The sequence below is a fragment of the Rhizobium sp. P43 genome (genome assembly GCF_056730705.1).
In genome coordinates this window covers 4325482-4343715 of the sequence record NZ_CM161539.1, presented here as the reverse complement: position 1 = coordinate 4343715, position 18234 = coordinate 4325482, and the positions used below count along the sequence as shown (strand labels likewise).

Sequence of the window (18234 nt, the reverse complement as noted above, 5' to 3'; positions counted from 1 at the left end):
GCGTGATCATTCCTGTGAAGCGCGCTGCAGAACTTCAAAGTCGTAAAGCTGCCCGGCCACCGAGATACGCCGGGCAGAAATGACGACGGGCACCGGATTGCCTGCGGCATCTCGGATTTCACCCCGCATGCCCGCATAGCCACCGTCCCGGTCAAGCAGCATCAGGCGCTCGGCCCGCGCCTCGCTGCCAGACACGATGCCGGATGCCACCATTTCGTTGCCTCGGATCTCGTCCCAACTTTTACCCACAAGGTCCAGGTAGGCCTGGTTCACACGGATGTAACGTGAACTCTTCTGCCCGATGCTCGAAATGGAGAAGGCGACCGGCGAGAGTTCGAACAATGCCTGGATCACCGGCCCAGACAGCGCGTTCGATTCAGCCTGTTCGATAGCGTCTTGAGAAATGACGTCCTTGTCGCGAGCGGGCATCATTTCGTAATCGGCCGGCAAGGCCAATTCGTCACGCAAAACGGCTACGAAGCGCCACAAATCGAGCTCGAGGAACTGCGGCTTATGCCGATCATCGACGTGTTCAAGCAGTGATGGCAGCGTGTTGATGGCATCCGAAAGACGCTGGGTCTCACGCGGATTGCGGGCGCTCTCCAAAAGATCGGTAAACTTCCCAATCGCGATGTCGCGGAGGATACCGTAGGCGTCCTGCAGCTTGGTCGCGCGCTCGGCCTCGACCTCTTCCACGGGGCGCGAACCATCAGCGATGGGCAGCTGTTCAAGCAGCGTCCATATGTTGCGCTCTTGGGGACATTCCTCATGCTTCGCAGTGCCTTGGGGCGCATAGCGAATGAGGCTGAGGATTGTATCGACGCCAAATGTATTGACATCAACGCTAGCCGTCTGACCTCCCGCACCGATCTCCAAAGCCGTCAGGCGGCTTGGACCGCCATTATCGTCGAAATAGACGCAAACCTCGGATATCCGGTCTGGGAACTCCAGCCAGGGGTGCTCGCTGCGAAACGCCTTCAGCGCGGACCGGTCGAGCACTGTCAAAGCATACATGGTGCATCCTCCACAACCGGCCGTGGTGCAATGCACCGCCCCCTGCTCCCTCCGAACAGGAATCGCCGTACCTCAGCATAAATCAAACATAGCGGCTTCTGAACGTGTTTCTATGGCCACACAAGTATATGAATGTTTAAGCTGAAGTCTTGCAGTTTCGGCACTGGCGCAAGAATGCGACAGTCCCGCCCCCGAATTCATCAATGACGAGGAGCGGGACTGGACTGTCTAAGTGACGATCAGAAAAATGCCTGAATGCCAGTCTGGGCGCGACCGAGGATCAGCGCATGCACGTCATGCGTGCCCTCGTAGGTATTCACGGTTTCCAGGTTCTGCGCATGGCGCATGACATGATATTCGATCTGGATGCCATTGCCGCCATGCATGTCGCGGGCCATGCGGGCGATGTCGAGCGCCTTGCCGCAGTTGTTGCGCTTGACGATCGAGATCATTTCGGGCGCGAACTGGTGCTCGTCCATGAGGCGACCGACACGCAGCGAACCGAGCAGACCAAGCGAGATTTCAGTCTGCATGTCGGCCAGCTTCTTCTGGAAGAGCTGCGTGCCGGCAAGCGGCTTTCCGAACTGCTTGCGATCAAGGCCATACTGGCGGGCACGATGCCAGCAATCCTCGGCCGCACCGAGAACGCCCCAGGAAATGCCATAACGGGCGCGGTTGAGGCAGCCGAACGGGCCCTTGAGACCCGACACGTTCGGCATCAGCGCATCTTCACCCACTTCGACGCCATCCATGACGATTTCGCCGGTGACAGAGGCCCGCAGCGAAAGCTTGCCGCCGATCTTTGGAGCAGACAGCCCCTTCATGCCCTTTTCGAGAATGAAGCCGCGGATTTCGCCGCCATGCGCTTCAGACTTTGCCCAGACGACAAAAACATCGGCGATCGGCGCGTTGGAGATCCACATCTTCGAGCCGCGAAGGCGATAACCGCCCTCGATCTTCTCGGCGCGCGTCTTCATCCCACCCGGATCGGAGCCTGCATCCGGCTCAGTCAGACCGAAGCAGCCGATGAGTTCACCGGAAACGAGACCCGGCAGATACTTGTCCTTCTGCTCTTCCGAGCCATAGGCATAGATCGGATAGATGACGAGCGACGACTGCACGCTCATCATCGAGCGATAGCCGGAGTCGATGCGCTCGATCTCCCGCGCCACCAAGCCGTAGGACACGTAATTCGCACCGGCCGCACCATACTTCTCGGGCAGCGTCACGCCGAGGAGACCGGCCTTGCCCATCAGGCGGAAGAGCTCAGGCTCGACCGTTTCACCGAGATAGGCGTCCGCGACACGCGGAGCGAGTTCGGCTTCGGCAAAACCCGCCGCCGCGTCCTGGATCATCCGCTCATCCTCGCTGAGGATCTCGGACATCAAGAAGGGATCACTCCAGGAAAACGGTCGCATCTCGCTCATCGGTCTCATCCATTTGTTTCGTTATGCCAGATTGCTCATGTCTGACGACAATTCAAGCCATGTTTACTCATGTTGCTATTAGGTCTATTCATATCGCATGCTCACACATCAACGCCGCTTCCTGCCGTCCACCAGCGCGCTCGCCGCCTTCGATTCCGTCGCCAAGCTCGGCAGCTTTTCGGCTGCCGCCAACGAGCTGGCCCTGACACAAGGCGCAATCAGCCGTCAGATCGGCCTTCTCGAAGACCAGCTCGGCGTCAAACTCTTCGAGCGGACCAATCGCGGCGTTGAACTCACGGCGATCGGCAGAACCTATGCCAAGGGTATCGGCGACGCACTGGCCACCATCCGCACACTCTCGCTCGAAGCCATGGCAACCCGCGACGACACGCATCTGCGCCTCGCAATTCTTCCCACCTTCGGCACCCGCTGGCTAATGCCACGCATCCCAGATTTCCTGGCCAAGAACCCTGCCATCATCATGGATTTCGCCACCCGCATCGGTCAGTTCGACTTCGAGGGCTCGGGGCTGGATGCCGCGATCCATATCGGCGAACCGAACTGGCCCGGCACGGACTGCCAGTTCCTCATGCATGAAATGGTGGTACCGGTCTGCAGTCCAGCCTTCCTCGCCGCCAACCCGGTAAAGCGACCAGAAGACCTTCTCGCCAAGCCGCTGTTCGACATGGCATCGCGTCCCCGCGCCTGGGAGCACTGGTTTGCGAGCCTTGATATCAGCGAAGGCCGAGGCGGCGGCATGCGCTTCGAGCAATTCTCCAACGTCGTCCAGGCCTGCCATGCGGGCCTCGGCATTGCATTGGTGCCGACCTTCCTGATCGAGCCGGAACTCGCAAGCGGCCAGCTGGTCCGCGCCTGGGATCACGAGGTCAAGAGCGCGAGCGCCTACTACCTCGTGCGTCCGTTGTCGAAGATGGCCTATGGGCCGGCAAGCACCTTTGCCGCCTGGATCCTCGACCAGGCCAGGGCCTTTAGCGAGCGCCGTCCGACCGAGGCATGAACTCTCCCAATAAATGACTCGCAGCCTGTGTCCTGTGCCGATTGACAAGCCCCTGTCATGAGCAAAGACTAACTCTTGAAGCCATGATCAGGCTTGGAGGGGACCATGTTTACGAACCGTTTTTCGGCGTTGCTCACAGTTGCGCTGGCTCTTCTGCCATTATCCCCTCCAGCGTCCGCGCAGGATATCAGAACGATCGAACGCATTGACGATGCCGACTATTTCGGTTTCGACCTGCGAACCGAAAAGAATGTCTCCATCGATGAATGCGAGGCAAGCTGCATCGGCGACGCATCCTGCCGGGCCTTCACCTACAATCCGAAGGTCAACTGGTGCTTCCTCAAGTCCGACTATGACCAGCTGAACAGCTTCCCCGGTGCAATCGCCGGCCGCATCGTCGTTCAGGCGGCAGAGGAGGACATCGGCGCCCCGCCGGCCCTGGCTTTCATTTCGGACTACCTGAAGACCGAAGCCCGCAACCAGCGCGACAACCTCGCTATTGCCCCCGAGCAGGAGGGGCTGGGACGCGACGCGCTGATCGAAACCGGTCGCGCTGCCTTCACCGGAGGCAATATCGATTTCGCCGTTGCCTCGATGAAAGGCGCTTTGTCCATCGATCCCGACGATCAGGCTCTGTGGCTGGAACTGGCCCGCATGGCCAACACCGTCACTGGGAACTACGGAATGGCGAATGAAGGGGCGATGGCCGCAATCAACGGCTATCTCCTGACCCGTGGCGCAGCGACCCGCGCCGACGCGCTGGCAACGCTCGCCAGATCACTGGAAAACAGCGAGACTTGGCGCCCGGCGCTGAGCGCCTACAAGGCTAGCCTCGAACTTGCGTCGAATGCTGAGGTCCAGGCAGCCTTCGAAGACCTGCGCTCCCACCAGGGCTTCCGCGTCGTCAACAACACGGTCGATTCCGACAGCGCCTCGCCGCGTGCATGCGTCGAATTCTCCGAGCCGCTGGTCAAGCGCGGCGTCGATTATTCGTCCTTTGTCACCCTCGACGGCAAGACGCCGAAGGCGCTCGAAGCCAAGAACAACCAGATCTGCGTCGAAGGCCTGGAGCACGGCGGGCGCTATCGCCTCGCAATCCGCGCCGGCCTGCCCTCATCCGTGGACGAAAATCTGGAAGCCCCGGTCGAACTCGAACTCTACGTCCGCGACCGCAGCTCCACCGTGCGCTTCACCGGCGACGCGTTCGTTCTGCCCTCCTCTGTCCGTCAGGGCATCCCGCTGGTTTCGATCAACAGCGACAGCGCCAATCTCGAACTCTACCGGATCGGCGACCGCAACATCGCGCCGCTGTTGGCATCCTCTCAGTTCCTCACCCAGATGGACGGCTACATAGCCGGTCGCGTCAAGGACGAGATCGGCGAACTCGTCTGGGAGGGCTCGGTCGAGATCGACAACGAGCAGAACAAGGAAGTCGTCACCAGCATTCCGCTGCAGGAAGCGCTGCCGACCCGCAAGCCCGGTATCTATGTGCTGACTGCGGTCTCTCCGACCGCCATAACCGAGAGCTGGGACAGCCGCGCGACGCAATGGTTTGTTGTCTCCGACATCGGCCTTTCGACCTTCGCCGGCAGCGACGGCCTGCATGTCTTTGCCCGCTCGCTCGCATCGGCAAGCCCGCTTGCCAATATCGAGCTGCAGCTGATCGCCAAGAACAACGAGATCCTCGCGACCGCGACGACCGATGCCGAGGGCCGCGCCCGCTTTGACGCTGGCCTCGTTCGCGGCGGCGCTGCATTGGCGCCAGCCGTCATCGCGGCCCGCAGCGGTGCCGACGACAACGTCTTCCTCGACATGACCCGCGCCGGCTTCGACCTCTCCGACCGTGGCGTTACCGGTCGCCCGGCCCCGGGCCCGGTCGATATTTTGGCCTGGACCGAGCGTGGCATCTACCGTCCGGGCGAAACCGTGCATGCCGCAGCGCTGGCCCGCGACACCAATGCTGATGCCATTTCCGGCCTGCCACTGACTTTCCTCTTCTCGCGGCCCGACGGTGTCGAGTTCCGCCGCATGGCGGTATCAAGCGAGACGCTTGGTGGCTATGCCGTCGATCTGCCCATCCTCGCCAATGCCATGCGCGGCACCTGGACGGTGGCAATTCACACCGATCCCAAGAAGCCGGCGATCGCCCAGTCGACCTTCCTCGTCGACGACTTCGTGCCGGATCGGCTCGACCTGAAACTGTCCAGCGAAGCCACGGCCATCTCCCCTGAGGAGCCCGTGACGGTCTCCGCCGATGGCCGTTACCTTTACGGCACGCCGGCAGCCGGCCTGACGCTCGAAGGCGAAGTCGTCATCCGCCCGACCACAAGCCATCCGGACTTCGACCGCTACAGCTTCGGCCTTTCAGATGAAGAAGGCATCGAGGACATGCGCCTGCCGCTCGAAGGCCTTGACGCGCTGGATGACGACGGTCTCGCCACCATCGACGTCTCCCTCACCGACCTGCCGTCGACGACGCGGCTTCTGAATGCCGACGTGGTCCTGCGCCTGCGCGAAGGCGGTGGCCGCGCCGTCGAACGCAAGCTGACCCTGCCGGTCACGCCGGAAGGTCCTGTTATCGGCATCAAGCCGGAATTCGAGGGCGATCTCGCCGAAAACACCAATGCAGCCTTCAACCTGATCGCCCTTGGCCCCGATGGTCAGCGCCAGGCGCTGCCGGCTGCACGCTGGAAGCTGATCAAGCTGGAGCGGAACTACCAGTGGTACCGCGACGGCTCGTCCTGGCGTTACGAACCGATCACCACGACCAAGCTCGTGGCCGATGGTACCACAGACATCGCAGCAGACGGCACCCCACTTTCGGTACCCGTCACCTGGGGCAGCCACCGTCTGGAGGTCGAACAGGGCGGCGCGATCACCAGCGTCGATTTCGACGCCGGCTGGTTCGTCACCGCAAGCTCCACCGAGACGCCCGATGCTCTCGAAATCGGCCTCGACAAGCCCTCCTACCAGGTCGGCGACACGGCAAAGCTGAAGATCTCGCCGCGCTTTGCCGGCCAGGTCATCGTGACCTCTGGCACGGATGCGCTGATTTCCACCCAGGTTGCCGACGTCCCGGCGACCGGCGCGGAGATCGAGATCCCCGTGACATCAGATTTCGGTGCCGGGGCCTATGTAACGGCAACGCTCTTCCGTCCGGGTGACACCGAGGAAAGCCGCATGCCGGCGCGTGCGATCGGCATTGCCTGGCTCGCCGTCGATCCAGGTGCCGACAAACTCGCGATCAAGCTTTCGCCGCCGGAAAAGACCCTGCCCCGCCAGCCGCTCGATATCCCCGTCGAAGTGACCGGCGCCGGCATCGGCGAGGAAGCCTATGTGATGGTCGCCGCCGTCGACGTCGGCATCCTGAACCTCACCCGCTACGAGACACCCGATCCGGACAGCTATTACTTCGGCCAGCGCCGCCTCGGCCTCGAACTGCGCGACCTCTATGGCCGCCTGATCGATGGCTCGCTCGGCGCAACCGGACGCCTGCGCACCGGTGGCGACGGCGGACAGGTCGCCCTTCAGGGCAACCCGCCGCGCGAAAAGCTCGTGGCCTTCTTCTCCGGCCCCGTGAAGCTCGATGCAGACGGCAAGGCGACAGTCTCCTTCGACATCCCGCAGTTCAATGGCACCGCGCGTATCATGGCCTGGGCCTGGTCGAAGACCGGCGTCGGCCATGGCGAAACGGACGTGATCATCCGCGATCCGGTCGTCGTTACGGCAAGCCTGCCGAAGTTCCTCGCACCTGAAGACCAGAGCAGCCTGCACCTCGATATCGCGGCGACAGACGCGCCAACAGGCACCTACACGCTCGCCGTCACCGGCAACGGTCCGGTCAGCGTCGGTGGTGCGGAAGACCAAGAAGTTGCGCTGACCGCAGGTGAGACCACCACCGTCACACTGCCGCTGACCGCCAACACCCCCGGCGACGGAGCCATCGACATTGCCCTGTCCGGCGCAGACGGCATCACCGTCAGTCAGTCTCTTGATCTTCCGGTACGCCCGGCCACGCTGCCGATCACCGAGCGGCAGGTCATTGCGCTGGCACCGGGCAAGAGCCTGACCGTCGATGGCGACCTGCTCGCCGACAGCCTGCTGCAGGGCGCCTCGGTCAGCCTCAATGTCGCCCGCGCAGACGGCCTCGACATTCCCGGCCTACTGATGGCGCTCGACCGCTATCCCTATGGCTGCGCCGAACAGACGACCAGCCGCGCGCTGCCGCTTCTCTACTTCGATGAACTGGCCAAGCTCTCCGGCCTGCCGGAAGACGAGGCGATCAACAAGCGCGTCCAGGATGGCATCCTGCGTGTACTCGCCTACCAGTCGTCGAGCGGCTCCTTCGGTCTCTGGGCACCCGGTTCTGAAAGCCTCTGGCTCGACGCCTATGTCACCGACTTCCTGACCCGCGCCCGCGAGCAGAAATTCCACGTGCCGGAGGAAGCCCTCGTCCAGGCGCTGCAGAACCTGCAGAACCGCATCGCCTATGACAACGACATCCGGACGCGCGGCAACGAGATCGCCTATGCGCTCTACGTGCTCGCCCGCAGCCGCAAGGCCTCGCTCAGCGATCTGCGCTACTATGCGGACACGATGCTGGGTGATTTCCCGACGCCGCTCTCGAAAGCGCATCTGGCAGCGGCCTTGTCGCTCTATGGCGACAGCGAGCGGGCCAACGGTGTCTTCCTCGATGCCGCCGGCATGAGCGAACAGGCCCGCCTGACGCCGGTCAGCTTCTCGCGCTCCGATTATGGCTCGGCGCTTCGCGATGCCGCTGGCGTCCTGGCGCTCGCCGCCGAAAGCCGCCCGGTTCCGCCTGTCGTCCCGATCCTGGCAAAGGTCGTGGCCGACGAATGGCAGGCGAAACAAACCCTCAGCACCCAGGAACAGACCTGGATGCTTCTGGCAGCACGCGCGCTGCAGCAGGACGACAAGGGTCTGAAGCTGGATGTCAACGGTGCCGAAAAGACCGGCGCCTATGCCGCGACCATCCCGGGCGACGCCCTGCTGCAGGCACCGATGACGCTCACCAATACCGGGCTTGATCCGGTCAGTGCGGCAATCACGACGGTCGCCGCCCCGGTCGAACCGCCCGCAGCCGGTGGCGAAGGCTTCGAGATCACCAAGACCTATTACGGTCTCGATGGCGAGGAAGCCAACGTCACCGAAGCGATCCAGAACGAACGTTATGTTGTGGTGCTGGAAGTGACCGAGGAAGACGAATGGCCGGCGCAGCTCCTGGTCACCGACCTGCTTCCGGCCGGCTTCGAGATCGACAATCCAAGCCTTGTCGACAGCGCCGCCCTCGCCAACTTCGAGTGGATCGGCCAGACCGAAACGGCGCATCTCGAATTCCGCAGCGACCGCTTCGTGGCGGCGATCAATCGCGGCGAAGGCGAAAACGGCACGATCACGCTGGCCTATGTCGTCCGCGCCGTTACGCCCGGCACCTATGACCTGCCTGCGGCAAGCGTCGAAGACATGTATCGCCCGCAGCTGTCGGCGCGCACGTCAGCCGGTGCGATGACGGTCTCGACCGCACCCTGATGGGTCGGGCGAGGCGCATCGGGATCAGCATCGGGGCGGTCGCCATCGCGGCCACCGCCTCGCTCGCTGGGCTCGATTGGGCAGACAGAAACTACCCTCCCCCGCTGGACGCGGCGCGGGAGGTCTCGACCGAAATCCTCGATCGTGACGGCCAGCTCTTGCGCGCTTTCGCGACCCGCGAGGGTCTCTGGCGGCTTGAGACAACAATCGATGATGTCGATCCGGCCTTGCTGCGCATGCTCGTCGCCTATGAAGACCGCCGCTACGACAGCCATTCCGGTGTCGATCTCCTGGCGCTCGGTCGCGCCGCCTGGCAGCTTGCCGCCAACGGTCGCATCGTTTCCGGCGCCTCGACGCTTTCCATGCAGGTCGCCCGACTGATCGAGCCGCGCCGGGAACGCTCGATCACCGCCAAGCTCATCCAGATTGCGCGTGCCATCCAGATCGAGCGGCGCCTGTCAAAGACGGAGATCCTCAACCTCTATCTCACACACGCCCCCTATGGCGGCAATCTGGAAGGCGTGCGCGCGGCAAGTCTCGCCTGGTTCGGCAAGGAACCCAAACGCCTGTCGACAGCGGAGGCAGCCCTCTTGGTCGCCCTGCCCCAGCTGCCCGAAAAGCGCCGACCGGACCGCTACCGCGACAACGCGTTCGAAGCCCGCAAACGCGTTCTGGAACGGGCACGCGAGGCAGAGGTCGTCGACGAGACAGAAGTCGAGCTGGCGCTCAACGCCTCGCTCCCGACCGTTCGGCGGCAATTGCCGGCGCTTGCACCGCATCTGGCGGAAGCCGCACGGCGAAAGGCACCCGAGGCCAGCACCCACCAGACCACCATCCTGCGACCGGTCCAGGAGACCCTGGAAAAGGTGGCGCTCGAAGCGGGCCGCAAGCTCGACCCCAAGGTCTCGCTCGCTATGCTGATGGCCGATGCCAGGACCGGGGAAATCGTCGCCGAAGTCGGCGCTGCCGACTATTTCGATGCATCCCGCTCCGGCTGGATCGACATGACGCGGGCGGAGCGCTCGCCCGGCTCGGCGCTGAAACCCTTCATCTATGGCCTGGCCTTCGAGCAGGGTCTAGTCGCTCAGGAAACCATCGTCGAGGACCGCCCGGCCGACTTCTTCGGCTACCGCCCGAAGAACTTCGACATGCAGTATCAGGGGGATGTCAGCATCCGCCAGGCATTGCAGCTGTCGCTCAACGTGCCGGCCGTCCGCCTGCTCGATGCTGTGGGCCCCTCTCGCCTGATGGTGCGCCTGCGCCGCGCCGGGGTAACGCTAAAACTGCCACCGAACGAAGCGCCGGGCCTCGCCATCGCGCTTGGCGGTGCCGGCATCACGCTGAAGGACCTTGTTCAACTTTATGCAGGCCTCGCCAACCGCGAGCAGCCGGTCCGGCTCGGTGACGGCATCCGTGACAAGGCCGAACTTGTTGACGAAGAGCCGCTTTTCGAACCCACAGCCGCCTGGACGGTGGCAGACGTGCTCGGCGACGTCCTGCCGCCAACGGGAAGCCCGCCCGCCGGCATCGCTTACAAGACGGGGACCAGCTACGGCTATCGTGACGCCTGGTCGGTCGGTTATGACGGTCGCTACGTCTTGGGCGTCTGGATCGGCCGACCGGACAATGCCGCAGTCCCAGGCATCTCGGGCTATCAGACGGCAGCCCCGATCCTCTTCGAGGCCTTCGCCAAGTCCGGCCTCGCTGGAACGGCACTGCCCCGCCCGCCAACCGGCGCCAACCGCATCGCCGCCTCCGACTTGCCGCAGTCCCTGCGGCGCTTCTCCGTCGATCCAAACGGCCTCATCTCCGTCTCGGCCCGCGAGCGCCCCCCTCAGATCGTCTATCCGCTCGAAGGCTCAGTGCTGGAACTCGGCAAGGGACCGAACGGAGAAGCCTTGCCAGTCGTCATGAAGATGCAGGCCGGCCGCGCACCGTTCCGCTGGCTGGTCGACGGCAAGCCGATGAGCGACAGCACCCGCCGACGAACCGGCGAATGGCGCCCGATAGGCACAGGCCAGTCAACCCTGACCGTCATCGACGCGGACGGTCGGGCCGCATCGGTGAATGTCTTCATTCGGAACTGAAAGCTCGGCACGGAGCCAACGTGATCCGATTCAGAGCAGCTGCCGTAGTAAACCCCGTTAACCCTTTCGAACGGGAGATCTTCGAAATGACCAGCAGCATGCGTGCCGGACTGATCACGCTCCTGACGATCGCGTTCATCGCCCCGGCAGCGATGGCGAATGAGCGCTTCACGGCCTCCGCCATCAAGGAAGAGATTATCGGAAAGAGGATCTACCTCGCTGTACCCTTCGGCGGCGAATTCCCGCTGAACTATCGCCCCAACGGCCAGGTGGACGGTTCCGGTGAGGCTCTGGGCCTTGGTCGCTTCGCAAAGCCGAACGACAAGGGTCGCTGGTGGATCAATGGTGACCGCCTCTGCCAGCAGTTCACGAGCTGGTACAAGGGCGAACCCATGTGCTTTGAGCTGATCCGCACCGGCGACAAGCGCCTGAAATGGATCCGCGACAACGGACAAACCGGGACGGCCCGCATCGGCAGCAGCATCTGAAGCGGCTTGTCGCTCTGACACGGGGTCATTATCTTCTGTCTCGGACGGAGAATGGGCACCCCGATGGCAGATTTGAAAGACCGACCGATCGGCGCAACCGCGACTGTCGGGAAAGCTGGATACCCGTCAATTCGCTCAAAAACGGGCGGCGACCTGCAAATCGTGACCGGTTCGAGTGAACCGGGCTTCAATCCGCTCGACCTGCTTCTGGCATCCCTTGCCGCCTGCATGAGTATGAGTGCACGCATTGCCGCGCGCGAACTTGGCCTAACGCGAAACTTCGAAGGTATTGAGGTGATCGTCAGCGGGGAAAAAGCCAAGGACGGCCCATCGCGTTTTGTCGCCTTCATCGTGAGAATGGACTTTCATGGCGCGCTCGACCTGGAGCAGCAACAAGCCATCGCCCACCGCGCCGAAGAGATCTGCACCGTCAGCAACAGCCTCGCCGTGCGTCCCACATTGCTCATCGGCAATTCTTAGCACGAGAGAAGCCGCCACCTCAAAGCGTCGCGAGGCATAGCCACAGTCCTCGACTGCCGAGCAAAACGATGGAGACAATGCCATTTTCGGATACATCGTCTTCGCCCAATACGATCAACTCTGCGGCTCCATCGGCCTGCAATCTTGACGTTCGATCAACATTCGTTAACAAGAATGTGAGGCGCCGTGGTTTCAGCATCACCGCGTCCGAACCTGGTGCCGGGCCCCTCTGGCGAGAGTATACGGCGCTCTCGTGATGTCGGTACCGCCAGCAATATGAGCCGGCGGATTCTAGAACAATGAACACTTGGATCATGCTTCATGCGAAGGCGTGCAGGGCGCTTCGCATCTCCACCAACTCTATGTCCTCCAGCCAGGAGGACCGCTCGTGAGCGTAGCAGCGACAACGGGTGGCAATTCCACCCTCGGTTACTTCCGCTGGGCCTTCATCGTCACGGCGATTGGCCTCGTGCTCGGCGCAGCCCTCGGCTGGCAGATGAGCGGCACCATCGCCGGCATGGCGACCATCTTCTTCATCTGCTCGGTCCTGGCGGTCCTGGAGATTTCGTTGTCCTTCGACAATGCGATCGTCAACGCCAACAAGCTCAAGGACATGACGCCTGTCTGGCAGCGACGCTTCCTCACCTGGGGCATCATCATCGCCGTCTTCGGCATGCGCATCGTCTTCCCGCTGCTCATCGTCGTCATCGCAGCGCAGATCGGCCCGATCGAAGCGGTGATCCTCGCGGCCCGCGAGCCGGCGGAATATGCCCGCATCATGAACGAGGCGCATCTGCCGATCGCTGCCTTCGGCGGCACCTTCCTGATGATGGTCGGCCTGAGCTATTTCTTCAATCATGAGAAGGACGTACACTGGATCGAATGGATCGAGAAGCACATGGCGCGCTCAGCCTCGATCAAGGGTATCGAGATCGCTGTCGTTCTTCTTCTCATCCTGCTCTTTTCCAACCTCCTGGAAGGCGAAGAAGCAACGACCTTCGTCTATTCGGCCATCTACGGTCTGGTGACCTTCCTGGCCGTCGAAGTCCTGGGCGGTCTGCTCGATGCGTCCCAGAGGGCGATGAGCGAAGCGGCCAAGGGTGGTCTCGGCGCCTTTATCTATCTCGAAGTGCTGGACGCCAGCTTCTCCTTCGATGGCGTAATCGGTGCCTTCGCGCTCACCCAGAACCTCTTCATCATCGCGATCGGCCTTGGCATCGGCGCCATGTATGTCCGCTCGATGACCATCATGCTGGTCGAGAAGGGTACGCTGGCGGAATATCGCTACCTGGAACACGGCGCCTTCTATGCCATCCTGATCCTCTCGGTGATCATGTATGTGCAGACGCTGTACCACATCCCGGAAGTGATCACCGGCCTCGGTGGTGCAGCGCTGATCGGCATCTCGCTGTGGTCCTCGATCAAGTACAATCGTGAAGAACGCGCCGAAGAAGAGCGTCTCGCCCGCGAGACCGTGGCCGAGAACATCTGACCGGCAGAACGGCAACAGACTCAAGAAGGCCGGCGCCCGCGCCGGCCTTCTTCGTTCAGACATTCACTTGATCAATCCAGTCCGAGATCCGTCTCGCGAGAGGCGACCCTCAGTAACAGGATCCGCCGGAAGATGACCGGCAAAGGGCACCGAGCTCACCGAGCAGCTTACTCAACCCAAAGCCTTAGCTCACATGCGATCTAGCGGTTGCCAGCCGTCCTTGAGGTCATGGTTGCCCGACAGCGGCAGATCGACGATACGAGAGTTCCGGGCCGATTCGTAAATCGCCGTGATCAGTTCGATCGAGTGCTCGGCTTCCTCAAAGGTCGGAAGATAGAGATCAGGCGTGCCTCGGAGCCGGTGAAAGATGTCCGCAAACTGTCCGGTAAAGCGATCCGAAACAGCCGGAACGCCGGCGAGAACGGCATCGAACTCCGCCTGCCGCGCAGGATCCGTTGCAACGAACACCCATGGCCCGGCCCCGACATGATAGGGCTCCGTACCGGAGGTAAGCGTGACATGTTCGAAACAGGCGCGGAACCGCGACTTGCTGCCCGCAGCTCCAAGCGTGATCGAGGAGGTAACGAGAGCGCCCTCATCCGTCTTCATGCTGATTGCTGCGCAGTCATCTGTCTCGATGGGGTTTACCCGCGTGTCGAGAAACGCTGCGACAGATCGGATTTCACCGGCCAGAAGTGTCACCAGATTATGGGCATGAATGGCGTGGCTGACGACAGCGCCCCCCAACTCGCCGCGCCAGCTTCCACGCCAGCGCTCGGCATAGTAGTCGGCGCCGCGCTGCCAATGGGTTTCAAGAGCCAGGACATAAGGCTTGCCCAGCATGCCCAGCTCTTTGAGTGCATGGGCCGCACGATAGCCGGCTCCGTATCGGTATTGAAAAACCGGAAACACCTGACGTCCGGCCCGTTTCGCCGTTGCTGAAATACGATGAACATCCGCAACAGAGCCCGCAATCGGCTTCTCGCACACGACATGCTTTCCAGCATCAAGAGCCGCAATCGTCATAGGCGCATGCAGATGCGGAGGCAGGCAGATGTCGACGAGGTCAATACTCGGGTCTGAGAAGACCTCCGCCACAGCGGTGACGGGCCTCGCTCCCAATGCAAGTTTGGCCCCTGCCGAAGCCTTTTCCGGGTCGAGATCGCAGACATAGACGACTTCGTAATGATCCGGCAATGCGGCATAGCCCGAGATATGCGACCTGCCTATGCCTGCACCCAGAACCGCCACTTTGATGGGCTTGCTCATCGGATCTTCTCCTCTGCCATCTGCTGTGCCTGGAGCGAAAGCTCGGTTGCGAGAAAGGCGTGATCCTGGCGCATCGCGGTTTCGGTGCGCTCCTTGACGTCTTGCAGGAGCCTGCCGAAAAAGGGCGTTCCGGCACCACCTGCGTTGAACCGCTCGACCCCCTTGGCGTCGACCAGGATCACGTGATCGCCGCCGGCTTGGCCACCGATGTCGACATATTTTCGCATCTCGATATAGCCTTCGGTCCCGAGAATGGTCATTCGGCCATCCCCCCAGGTCGGCAAGCCATCGGGCGTCAACCAGTCGACGCGGGCATAGCCTCGCCCGCCATTGCCCTCGAGCAGGACCTCACCGAAATCCATGAAGTCCGGCCGCTCCGGATTGGCGACATTACCGACATGCGCCGAGATCACGCGTGCTTCCGTCGAGCCGGTAAAGTGCAGGAACTGGTCATATTGATGGGCGCAGATATCGTTCAGAATGCCGCCGCTGCGCTGTCTGTCCCAGAACCATCCCGGACGGAGATGCGCATTGCGCCTGTGGGGGCCGAGACCGACGGTCTGGACAACCCGACCGATCCGGCCTTCGCCGATCAGGCGATCCACGACCGTGGTGCTTTCCACCGTCAGCCGCTCCGAAAAGCAGACGATCCAGCGACGTCCGGTCGCCTGAACGGCCTCCTTCAGCCGGGTCAGCTGCTCGAATGTCGTGCATCCCGGTTTGTCGACCAGCACATCCTTGCCGTGCTCCATCGACCGGATCGCGATATCGGCCCTGTCGCTGTTGATCGCGGCGGAAAGGATCACGCTGATCTCAGCATTCTCCAGGATCCGTTCTTCCGAAAGCATCGGAGCCGCGTCATAGCAGGACGCGAAAGCACCGGTCACTTCGGGCGGCGTCTCCGGTCCGGTGCACCATCCCACAAATTCGCCGCCGGCGGACAGAAGGCCGTCGACCATCCCGTAGATATGGCCGTGATCGACGCCGATGACCGCAAACTTCACCCGTGATCCCATGATGCTAGTGCTCCAGCTTGATGCCACGCGACCGCAGCATGGATTTGATGTCGACGAGCGAGCCCGTGTCGATGGAGGCGTTGGCGGCAATTCCCGTCAGGATCGACCAGGCGCCGGCGACATGATCGGAGGCGCGACCATATTGGTCCGGTGTCATGCCCTCGGGATCGAAGATGTACCCGAGCATCACGGGGTCGGCCCCGCCATGATGTCCGCTGGCGTGGGGAACATCCAGCAGACGAGGGACCTGACCGGCCAGATGCAGTTCCGTGGTGACGGCGCCCGCATCCGCATGCGCCCGCGTTCCGCCGAAAACACCGTGCACCTCGACATGACGGTGCGTGATATCTCCCTTGGTTCCCTGGAACTTGATCTCCAGCCCTTCCCAGGGCGAATACGCCGTCAGCGTATAGTTGGCGGTGACACCGGAGGCATAGCGGATATGGGCCTGCATCGTATCCTCGATGCCGATATCCTCGTCAAAGACGCAGAGATCACGGAAATAGCCGTCTGCGCCTTCCGCCTCGAGATAGAGGTTCCGCAGGCTTTCGTCGGCCGCCAGATCGAGCTTGAAGTCGCATTTGGCGGCCACGGGACAGAAGTGGCATCGCGGCCCGCGCCCTTCGAGGCCGAGTGCTGCGGCGGTTTCCGGGCGATAGAAGGCGCGCCTCCCGGATGCCAGCACTGCCGTCGGCACCGTGCCCAGCCACCAGTTCAGGAGGTCGAAATGATGGGTCGATTTGTGCACCAGAAGACCGCCTGAGTTTTCCTTCTGGCGATGCCATCTGCGGAAATAGTCGGCGCCATGAACCCGATCGAGATGCCAGCGGAAATCAACGGCGGTGACCTCACCGATCGCACCGGAGGAAATCAGCTCCTTGATCTGGGTCCGCGCCGGCGAATAGCGATAGTTGAAGGTAACCTGTACCTTGCGGCCGGTCCGGGCCTGCGCGTCGACAATTGTCTTCAGCCGCGCGAGGTCTATGGTCAGCGGCTTTTCGCAGATCACGTCGCATCCGGCCTCGAAGGCCCGCACAATGTAATCGGCGTGCAGAAAGTCGGGCGTGGCGACAACGATGGTGTCAGGCTTCTGCTCGAGGATTAGACGGTCGAAGTCTTCGGCGAGATAAGTCGCAACGCCGTTGGTGCCAGGCCGCTGCACCGCCTTGGCCGCCTCGCCCAGCCGATGCGAATTGCTGTCGCAAAGGGCCACGATTTCATGTTTGTCGGCATAGTCATCTGTAATGGAATCGCGAAACATCTTGTGCCGCGAGCCGCATCCAACAATAGCGATCTTCACCTTCTCAGACCCTTTCACCCGTGGGCTCGACGCGCTGACCGGACGCATCGAAATAATGGATCGCCTCCAGCTCGAAGCCGATCGTGACGCTATCGCCCTGGCGATAGGTGATCTTGCCACTATCGCTGACCAGCACGGTCTGCCCTGTCGGCAAGGCCATGTGCAACAGCGTCTCGTTTCCGAGATATTCGACAAGACGCACGGTTGCTTCGGTCCTGATCGTTCCAGCACCGACCAGAAGGGCGCCCGGGCGGACGCAGAGTGTCAGCTGCGTGTCGGGTGTTGGCAGATCGGCAATGGCAAATTCCGGCCAGCCCTCGACGCGCACGCGAGCGGTCGCGCCTTCGCGCAGGACCTCTGCCTTCAGCATGTTGATCTTCGGCGATCCGATGAAGCCGGCGACGAAGAGGTTTTGAGGACGCGTGTAAAGCTCCTGCGGCGTGCCGACCTGCTCGATCTTGCCGCTGCGGAGCACGACAATGCGGCTCGCCATGGTCATGGCTTCCACCTGGTCATGGGTGACGTAGATCATGGTGGTGCCGAGACGGGCATAGAGCGAGGCGAGTTCCGCCCGCATCTGGACGCGCAGTTCCGCATCGAGGTTGGAAAGCGGCTCATCGAAGAGGAAGAGCTTGGGCTCGCGCACGATTGCGCGACCGATCGCGACGCGCTGTTTCTGACCGCCCGAGAGCTGTCGCGGCTTGCGATCCATCAGCGGCTCGATCTGGAGGATGCGGGCCGCTTCCGCCACACGTCGCTCGACCTCGACCTTGGACATCTTGAAGTTTTGCAGGCCAAAGGCGAGGTTCTTGCGCACCGTCATATGCGGATAGAGCGCATAGCTCTGGAACACCATCGACAGCTCGCGCTTCGAGGCGGGCAGATCGTTCACCACCTTGTCCCCAATGGAGATCGTGCCGTCGGTGATATCCTCCAGCCCGGCAATCATGCGCAGCAAGGTCGACTTGCCGCAGCCGGACGGGCCGACGAGGACCAGGAATTCACCATCGTGGATGTCGAGGTTAAGCCCCTGTATGATCGAGAGCGCACCATAGCGCTTGCCGACATTGCGAAGGGTCAGTCCAGCCATGTC

The 18234-nt window shown here is 62.2% G+C and carries 12 protein-coding genes; 6 read left to right on the top strand and 6 right to left on the bottom strand.

Annotation, left to right across the window (positions count from 1 at the left end; genetic code table 11):
• Positions 1-6: 6 nt before the first annotated feature.
• Together AC1PUL_RS21355 and AC1PUL_RS21350 are read right to left on the bottom strand one after the other, a co-directional pair.
• The gene (locus AC1PUL_RS21355; protein WP_480468649.1) at positions 7-1014 is read right to left on the bottom strand and encodes a diguanylate cyclase; all 1008 of its coding nucleotides are present in this window, start codon (positions 1012-1014) and stop codon (positions 7-9) included.
• A 239-nt stretch (positions 1015-1253) separates the two neighbouring features.
• On the bottom strand, positions 1254-2441 hold the full coding sequence (locus AC1PUL_RS21350) for an acyl-CoA dehydrogenase (protein ID WP_480465983.1): 1188 nt from the start codon (positions 2439-2441) through the stop codon (positions 1254-1256).
• A gap of 97 nt (positions 2442-2538) precedes the next feature.
• Between AC1PUL_RS21350 and AC1PUL_RS21345 the strand changes: the two genes are divergently transcribed.
• The 6 genes from AC1PUL_RS21345 to AC1PUL_RS21320 all read left to right on the top strand — a co-directional run bounded on the left by AC1PUL_RS21345 (position 2539) and on the right by AC1PUL_RS21320 (position 13556).
• Positions 2539-3459: a LysR family transcriptional regulator gene (locus AC1PUL_RS21345; protein WP_480465982.1), complete on the top strand. Its 921-nt coding sequence runs from the start codon at positions 2539-2541 to the stop codon at positions 3457-3459.
• A 105-nt stretch (positions 3460-3564) separates the two neighbouring features.
• The gene (locus tag AC1PUL_RS21340) at positions 3565-9009 is read left to right on the top strand and encodes an alpha-2-macroglobulin family protein (RefSeq protein WP_480465981.1); all 5445 of its coding nucleotides are present in this window, start codon (positions 3565-3567) and stop codon (positions 9007-9009) included.
• Complete coding sequence (pbpC, locus tag AC1PUL_RS21335) at positions 9009-11096, top strand: penicillin-binding protein 1C (protein WP_480465980.1); 2088 nt, start codon at positions 9009-9011, stop codon at positions 11094-11096. Before AC1PUL_RS21340 ends, pbpC begins: the two co-directional genes overlap by 1 nt.
• 86 nt (positions 11097-11182) lie before the next feature.
• Positions 11183-11584: a hypothetical protein gene (locus AC1PUL_RS21330; protein WP_480465979.1), complete on the top strand. Its 402-nt coding sequence runs from the start codon at positions 11183-11185 to the stop codon at positions 11582-11584.
• A 63-nt stretch (positions 11585-11647) separates the two neighbouring features.
• A complete protein-coding gene (locus AC1PUL_RS21325; protein WP_480465978.1) occupies positions 11648-12064 on the top strand; it encodes an OsmC family protein in 417 nt (138 codons plus the stop codon).
• 388 nt (positions 12065-12452) lie between these two features.
• The gene (locus AC1PUL_RS21320; protein ID WP_480465977.1) at positions 12453-13556 is read left to right on the top strand and encodes a DUF475 domain-containing protein; all 1104 of its coding nucleotides are present in this window, start codon (positions 12453-12455) and stop codon (positions 13554-13556) included.
• 189 nt (positions 13557-13745) lie between these two features.
• Here the strand turns inward: AC1PUL_RS21320 and AC1PUL_RS21315 are convergent, their stop codons facing one another.
• From AC1PUL_RS21315 to AC1PUL_RS21300, 4 genes are read right to left on the bottom strand one after another with little or no spacing between them, the layout of a single operon-like run.
• Entirely contained in the window at positions 13746-14825 is a 1080-nt protein-coding gene (locus tag AC1PUL_RS21315) for a Gfo/Idh/MocA family protein (protein ID WP_480465976.1), read from the bottom strand.
• On the bottom strand, positions 14822-15841 hold the full coding sequence (locus AC1PUL_RS21310; protein WP_480465975.1) for a Gfo/Idh/MocA family protein: 1020 nt from the start codon (positions 15839-15841) through the stop codon (positions 14822-14824). Before AC1PUL_RS21310 ends, AC1PUL_RS21315 begins: the two co-directional genes overlap by 4 nt.
• 4 nt (positions 15842-15845) lie before the next feature.
• Positions 15846-17189: a Gfo/Idh/MocA family protein gene (locus AC1PUL_RS21305; RefSeq protein ID WP_480465974.1), complete on the bottom strand. Its 1344-nt coding sequence runs from the start codon at positions 17187-17189 to the stop codon at positions 15846-15848.
• Positions 17146-18231, bottom strand: a complete 1086-nt coding sequence (locus AC1PUL_RS21300) for an ABC transporter ATP-binding protein (protein WP_480465973.1) — start codon at positions 18229-18231, stop codon at positions 17146-17148. Before AC1PUL_RS21300 ends, AC1PUL_RS21305 begins: the two co-directional genes overlap by 44 nt.
• Positions 18232-18234: the final 3 nt, after the last annotated feature.